The organism is Lacicoccus qingdaonensis (assembly GCF_900101075.1).
Lineage (GTDB): Bacteria > Bacillota > Bacilli > Staphylococcales > Salinicoccaceae > Lacicoccus > Lacicoccus qingdaonensis.
In genome coordinates, this window is record NZ_FNFY01000011.1 from 62,308 (window position 1) to 69,574 (window position 7,267).

The 7,267-nt window shown below is 41.8% G+C and carries 6 protein-coding genes, 1 rRNA gene, 1 pseudogene and 1 riboswitch; of the genes and pseudogenes, 1 reads left to right on the forward strand and 7 read right to left on the reverse strand.

Annotated features, from left to right (window positions below):
• Positions 1 to 10: 10 nt before the first annotated feature.
• Positions 11 to 1,669: an arginine--tRNA ligase gene (argS, locus tag BLR15_RS07705; RefSeq protein WP_092986261.1), complete on the reverse strand. Its 1,659-nt coding sequence runs from the start codon at positions 1,667 to 1,669 to the stop codon at positions 11 to 13.
• A gap of 341 nt (positions 1,670 to 2,010) precedes the next feature.
• Between argS and BLR15_RS07710 the strand changes: the two genes are divergently transcribed.
• Entirely contained in the window at positions 2,011 to 2,577 is a 567-nt protein-coding gene (locus tag BLR15_RS07710) for a GNAT family N-acetyltransferase (RefSeq protein WP_092986263.1), read from the forward strand.
• A gap of 22 nt (positions 2,578 to 2,599) precedes the next feature.
• Here BLR15_RS07710 and BLR15_RS07715 read toward each other — a convergent pair.
• The 6 genes and pseudogenes from BLR15_RS07715 to rrf form a co-directional block, all read right to left on the reverse strand.
• Positions 2,600 to 3,990 (reverse strand): annotated as a pseudogene (locus tag BLR15_RS07715) (LLM class flavin-dependent oxidoreductase).
• Positions 3,991 to 4,092: 102 nt separating this feature from the next.
• A riboswitch (SAM riboswitch) is annotated at positions 4,093 to 4,202 on the reverse strand.
• 137 nt (positions 4,203 to 4,339) lie between these two features.
• Positions 4,340 to 5,362 carry a tRNA (adenosine(37)-N6)-threonylcarbamoyltransferase complex transferase subunit TsaD gene (gene tsaD / locus BLR15_RS07720; RefSeq protein WP_092986265.1) on the reverse strand — a complete coding sequence of 341 codons (1,023 nt, stop codon included), beginning with the start codon at positions 5,360 to 5,362 and terminating at the stop codon, positions 4,340 to 4,342.
• A complete protein-coding gene (gene rimI / locus BLR15_RS07725; protein ID WP_245696682.1) occupies positions 5,355 to 5,813 on the reverse strand; it encodes a ribosomal protein S18-alanine N-acetyltransferase in 459 nt (152 codons plus the stop codon). Before rimI ends, tsaD begins: the two co-directional genes overlap by 8 nt.
• A complete protein-coding gene (gene tsaB / locus BLR15_RS07730) occupies positions 5,792 to 6,439 on the reverse strand; it encodes a tRNA (adenosine(37)-N6)-threonylcarbamoyltransferase complex dimerization subunit type 1 TsaB (RefSeq protein WP_092986267.1) in 648 nt (215 codons plus the stop codon). Before tsaB ends, rimI begins: the two co-directional genes overlap by 22 nt.
• Positions 6,420 to 6,875, reverse strand: coding sequence for a tRNA (adenosine(37)-N6)-threonylcarbamoyltransferase complex ATPase subunit type 1 TsaE (gene tsaE / locus BLR15_RS07735; RefSeq protein WP_092986269.1), 456 nt, complete (start codon positions 6,873 to 6,875; stop codon positions 6,420 to 6,422). The genes tsaB and tsaE overlap by 20 nt, the downstream gene beginning before the upstream one ends.
• A gap of 77 nt (positions 6,876 to 6,952) precedes the next feature.
• Positions 6,953 to 7,067, reverse strand: a 5S ribosomal RNA gene (gene rrf / locus BLR15_RS07740).
• Between the last annotated feature and the right edge of the window lie 200 nt (positions 7,068 to 7,267).

Below are 7,267 nucleotides of genomic sequence, written 5' to 3' on the forward strand. Positions count from 1 at the left end.
AATTTTCATGTTACATACTGTCCATCGTCTCTATCCCGAGCAGCTTCATCGCTTCTTTAATATTACGGGAAATCATCTGAAGCAGCATCAGTTTGGATTTTTCGTTACTGCTGCCTATTATTCTTCCCTGTCCATAATACGTATTGAAAAGTCTGCACAGCTGCATCACATACTTACAGATGACTGACGGTGAATATCGATTGGCCGCTTCTACCAGTACCTCCTCATAGGAGGACATATGCTTTAATATCGGCCACATGCTGTCTTCTGATACGAATCCACTTTCAGTACCAGTCATATTCTTTCTTAATATCGACTGAATTCGAGAATTGGTATAATTCACATAAGTTGCCGTTTCTCCGTCAAATTTTAGCATATCTTCAATATTGAAGTCATAACTGTTCATCCGGTCATTTTTCAAATCATGGAATTTTATTGCACCAATCGCAATTTTACCGGCTGCCAACTCCTTATCTTTTAGTTTCGGGTTCTTATCACTGATTACCTGGAGAGCCCTTTCTGCCACATCCTTTATAATGTCTTCCAATAAAACGACTTCACCTTTTCTTGTCGACATTTTCTTGCCGTTTTTCAATATCATGCCGAATGGTATATGTTCAATTTCGGTTTTGACATCCAGCATTTCTGCAACCTGTGACAGCTGCTCAAAATGAATTGATTGTTCCTGTCCGACAACATAAAGTATTTTATCTGCTTCATATTTTTCCACTCTGTAAAGCATCGCCGCCACATCACGTGTGATATATAATGAGGCACCGTCTCTCTTTTTGATCAATGCAGGCGGAATCCCGTTCAGTCTGATTATGTACGCGCCGTCGTCATATTCCAATAGGTTCTTCTCCTCCAGCAGTTCTACAGTCTGAGAAAGATGTTTATTATAGAATGATTCTCCCTGAATATGATCGAATGACACATTCAACTGATTATACAGCAATTCGAACGCAACCATCGAAACGTCCCTGAACCATTGCCACAGTTCTGTGTATTCCTTATGTCCAAGCTCAAGTTTACTGAATGCTTCCCGGGCTTCATCATCAAGAGAGGGATTCTTTTCAGCTTCTATATGAAAATGTGTGTAAAGTTGGAAAAGTTCTTTTATCGGATCTGCTTCAACGGCCTTTTTCTCTCCCCACTTCGTATAGGCAACGATAAGTTTTCCAAACTGTGTTCCCCAGTCTCCCAAGTGATTGATACCTGTCACTTTTGCACTATTCTGCTCAAGGATTTTCGACAGTGAATCTCCTAGTATGGTTGCACGCAGGTGCCCCATGGAAAAGGGTTTTGCAATATTCGGACTGGAAAAGTCCATCACCAATTTCTGTCCCTGTAAATGTTTTGTCTTTCCATAACTTTCTCTCCCAATTTCATTCATGATCAGACTGCCACCTTTTTGTCTGTCAATATGAAAATTCACGAAACCGTTAATCACTTCTGTTTTTACCACAAGCTCACTCTGAAACCCCTCTTTGATATTTTCGGCAATATCCTCTGGTGATTTGCGGAATAATTTTGACAGTGTAAAAGTTGGGAATGAAAAATCTCCAAAATTATCATTGGCAGGAATCTCAATAATCTCCAAGATTTCTTCATACTTTAAATATTCTTTTAAAATTTTATGCATATCTTCAGCAACCCATTTTTTTAACATTAAATCCCTCCTATAAAATAAAAAAACTCACCTCTCCATAGAGGTGAATTGCTCACGGTACCACTCCAAATATACTCTCAATTGATAACGGTGTCGCCACCGGTTTAATGTAATGCGTTTCATCCATTTCCATTACCGGGCTCCCACCTTCTCCGGCTCGCTGAAAACTTTCACAGACTACTCTTTTACTTGACTATGCAGTTGTGTATATTATAACCATTTTCTGATATTTTTACAATAGTATCAATAAATATTTTAATAGTCCTTCATCTGTAATTCCCAGTCGTCCTTTTTGTTATAATTGAAAGAAATTGATCATACTGAAGAAATGAGGGGTTTATTTGGACAGTTATAAAGTATTGCTGGCAAAGCACCGCCAGCTGGAAACTGAACGATTGATCTTAAGACCGGTCACATTAAAAGACACTGAAGATATGTACGAATATGCTTCTGATGAAGAAACAACCTATTACGTTTTCGACCGTCACCAGTCACCGTCCGACACGGAAACTGCCATAGTGACACACTTTTTAGAACAGCCGCTTGGCAAGTACGGCATTGAACTGAAGCAGTCCGGTAAAATGATAGGCACTATTGAACTGAGAAGAAAAACTGAAGATTCAAGAGGCATCATAGGGTATACGTTGAATAAAAAATATCAAGGCAATGGTTATATGACCGAGACCGGGCGAGCCATCCTCAAATTGGGTTTCGATGTTCTTGGACTCGACTGTATTGCAGCCATGTACGATGAACGGAACACTGCTTCTGGTAAAGTGCTTGAACGGTTGGGTATGAAAAAAGAAGGTGTACTCAGGCATGTACATAAGTGGAAGAAAGGCGAATATTTCAATGATGTCTACTACTCCATTTTAAAATCGGAATACCAAAACAACAGCCCTGAATAAATTTTTCAGGGCTGTTGTTTATTTAAACATTCATTTTTGGGGCGATTTCAACTTTCTTCGCATGATGTCTTTCGGTAATTCTCACTTTATTCTTGCCAAACAGATTCTCCCGTAAAGTCGATGCTTCATATTCCTTTCTATAGCTGCCGCGTTCCTGGAGCACCGGAATTACATGTTCTATGAAGTCTTCGAAAGTCGCAGGACTTGCTGCCTGGATGATGTTAAAGCCGTCGGCATCACCGATATTCGCCATGGCTTCAAGTTCATCTGCAATCTGTTCAGGTGTACCGACCACCTTGGTTGCTCCTATGCCGAGTCCGTGATGAAGCACAGCTTCTCTGACTGTCCATTTTCTGGTCGTGCTTGCCGAATATTTTTTTGAGGAAACCATGCGATGCTTCCGTCTCTGCATCTTCCACATATTGATCCGGCTCATATTGGGAGAAATCGATGCCGGTATGTCCTGAAAGCATTGCCGCCGTCCCCTCGTAGCTGACATAGGACAGAAGCTCTTCATATTTCTCCTGTGCTTCTTCCTCCGTACGTCCGACAATCGGTACGATACCAGGGAAGATTTTTATATCTTCAGCATTTCTGCCATTTTCCACCGCACGTTCTCTGATGTCTGAAGCGAATGCCTTCAATTCTTCCAGATCACTTGCCAGTGTCGTAAACAAAGCTTCTGCATGTTTGGCCGCGAATGCCTTACCCTTTTCAGAAGCCCCTGCCTGGAATAATACCGGGGTACGCTGAGGTGACGGTTCTACCAGGTGTTCACCCGGTACGCTGAAAAATTCACCTTTGTGGTTGATCGGGTGGACTTTATCCGGATTCACGTAGACGCCTGTTTCTTTATCCGCTTCTACAGCATCTTCTTCCCAGCTGTGCTCCCACAATTTATAGACGACATCCATATATTCGTCCGCCCGGTCATATCTTGTATCATGTTTGATCTGACCTTCCATGCCGAGATTGACCGCCTCACTGTTCAAATAGGATGTGACGATATTCCAGGCCACTCGGCCCTTTGTCAAGTGGTCCAAAGTTGAAAATTCACGCGCCAGTTTATAAGGTTCCGTATAAGTTGCAGAATAAGTCGGTGCAAAACCGATATGATCTGTAACAGCCGCCATTGCTGAAATTGGAAACAGAGGGTTGTGCAGCGGCACCTGCACTGCATTTTTAATCGCAGCTTCCGGGCTGTCTCCATATACATCATATATACCTAATACATCCGCTAAAAATACCGCATCAAATTTCCCTTTTTCCAGAAGTTTGGCGATATCAGTCCAGTAATCCAGGTCACTATGACGGATGACGGCTTCCCTGATTTTTTGGATGACGCCACAGTCCCGGTGAGTGCGGTGCGACAGAGTTTAAAGTAAATCCATTCAGACGAATTTGTTTTTTCATAAGTAATCTCTCCCTTTAGCATTAATCAACTTAAATCTTACTAAGACAGTAGGAATAGAAAAAGCCTCTTCCTGAGGAAGAGGCTTATATGATAAACGCTCCTCCTCATCTTTCAAGCATATCGCTTGTTGGAATGGGCACCTTCCACTTTTTAAAAAGTGAGGTTGCCGCAGGATCTCAGGACCAATTTCCTCCCCTGCTCTGGATAAGGATTTTATTCTGTTTTAAGTTAAATATCATACTATCAGGGTATGAATATTATGTCAAACATAATTTTTAGAAAAGTTTATTATTTCTGAAGAATGAAATTTAAAAGCCCCAGTCTACAATGTAGACTGGGGATAATATATTATTTGACATACTCTTCAATATCAATGAAATTCCGTCCATTCAGGTCAAGTCCTGTAAAATGTTCTTTTAAATACAATTGATATGCAGCAGCGCCGATCATTGCCGCATTATCAGTACAGAATTTCAGTTCAGGGATGTGCAGATTGATATGCTGCATTCTTGTCAGCTGTTCAAATCTCGCCCTGAGTCCACTGTTTGCAGCGACACCTCCTGCGATGATCAATTCTTTTACTTCGTACTCTTCAACGGCCTGCATTGTTTTATTTGTCAATACATCCACGACACTGTACTGGAATGAAGCTGCAACATCTTTTTCATTCACTTCAAGACCTTTCTGTTTATGGTTGTGAAGTGAATTGATCACTGCAGATTTTAACCCGCTGAAACTGAAGTCATAACTGCCTGCTTCCAGATATGCTCTTGGGAAATTGAATGTATCCTTTCCTTTTTTACTCAGACGGTCTATGTGCGGTCCCCCCGGATAAGGCAGGCCGATGACACGGGCGACTTTGTCATATGCTTCTCCAACAGCATCATCACGTGTTTCACCGATCACTTCGAAGCTCAGATGATCTTTCATGTAGATCAGCTCTGTATGGCCTCCTGACACAATCAACGCCATCAAAGGGAACGTCAGCTCTTCTTCCAGCTGGTTGGCATAAATATGTCCTGCGATATGATGCACGGGTATCAATGGCAGATCATGTGCAAAACTGAATGCTTTTGCAGCATTGATACCGACTAAAAGCGCCCCGATCAATCCAGGTCCTTCAGTCACTGCGACAGCATCCAGATCTTGTGCTGTCAGTCCCGTCTCATGAAGTGCTTCCTCTATAACCATTGTAATGGACTCCACATGGTGCCTCGAAGCCACTTCAGGCACAACACCGCCAAAGCGCTTATGGCTTTCAATCTGGCTGACGACGATATTCGACAGCAGTTCATGACCATTTCTCACTATACTGCATGCTGTTTCGTCACAACTTGTTTCTATACTTAATATTGTAATGTCTTTATTCATCCAGTTTCACCCACATCACATGTGCATCCTCTCCGGGTCCATAGTAATCTTTACGTATTCCTCCATAGGAAAACCCTTCTTTTTCATACAGACTTTTTGCTGCTTCGTTATCGATATTGACTTCAAGAGATAAAGTCTTCGTCGATTCTGCAGAATAGTCTTTGACATACTTGAGTAAAGTATGACCCAGGCCGAGGCCCCGCTGATCATCCCTTATTGCGATTGTCGTGATCTGGCTCTGGTCGAGAATCATCCACAGACCGCAGTAACCGATGATTTCGGAGTCTTTTTCCATAACGAAATAATGTGCAAACCTGTTCACACCAAGCTCCCTTAAAAAAGCCTCTTTAGTCCATGAAGTCTTTGTAAAAGAAGCTGTTTCTATCAGATGTACAGCATCAATATCTTCAATTGTCATTTCTCTTATATTTACTGATTCTTGTCCATCCAATTTCTTTCAGCCTCCGATACTCTCAAGTATTCAGGTACAAACTCATGAACACTTTCCTGTTTTAGCGCTTCAGCAAAACGCTCGACATCTGCTATTCTCGGTGTCAGATGATTAAACCCATCCACGTTTTTAAATTGTTCGGTCGAATTTCCATAGAAACACGCATATTCATCTTTCAATTTTCCTTTTAGATCATCAAATGACATATGTCCAGGAGGCTCGACTTCTTCAAATCGGTCTCCGTCAAACTTATAGGCTGCCGTAAAGACATTGCCTCTTCTTGCATCAAAAAGAGGGACCACAACATCCCTTCGGTCCGATGAAGCTGCAAGAACAAATAATGAAGACACAGAATACAGTTCGGTCTTCAGACTGAATGCAAGAGTCTTCGCCACAGTCACACCGATTCTGACACCGGTATACGACCCAGGACCGCGCGCAACGATAATCCGGTCAATCTCGCTTTTATCCAGCCCGGCGTAGTCAAACAGATGATTGATGTACACCATCAGTGTCTCTGAATGCGGCCGGGCCACGTTGGCATTAATCTCTGCTATGTTAATACCATCATCATTAATCGCCAGTGATATTACTTTGTTCGATGTATCAATCAAAAGAGATTTCATCCAATGCCTCCATAATTTCATCATTCAAATTCATATTTTCTATTTCAAACAGACGACCATCACCATCGTGAGTGATTGATATATTAATGATATTCTCCGGTAAATATTCTTCTATAAAATCCGGCCACTCCACAATGACGATACCGTTGCCGAAATATTCATCAAAGCCCAGATCCTCGTCACTGAATTCAAGACGGTAGCAATCCATATGATGAACTTTGGTTGAATCCATCTCATAACTTTTAATGATGTTGAATGTCGGAGACGTCATCCTGCGCTTCACACCGAGAAATTCACCCAGAGCCTGGGTAAAAGTCGTCTTTCCTGCACCCAGGTCACCCCGCAGCAGTAAAACATCATTATTTTTAATATTATCGGCAAACACTTTCGCTATCTTCCTTGTTTCTTCTATATTATCTGCTTTTATCTTTATCATATGATCACCTGTTTGAAATAAAAATATTTTAATCTCATTATACAAAAAAAGAGACCGCAAAGGGTCTCTAAAAGTTTGCCTGGCAGCGTCCTACTCTGACGGGACGTCAGTCCAACTACCATCGGCGCTGGAGAGCTTAACGACTGTGTTCGGCATGGGAACAGGTGTGGCCTCTCCGCCATCACTACCAGACAATGTTGCTGTCGACTACATTCGATGTAATCACAGGCTTTGGAATGTTCTGATTGTATCAGAACGAATGATAAAACAAGGAATGTTCTAACTGAAGTTAGAACGAATGTCTATCTGTGTCGTTCTACGCATCATAGATGCCAAGAACGTCATCGATATACATTCAAAACCGGATAGAAGCAAACAAAAACAATACAAGG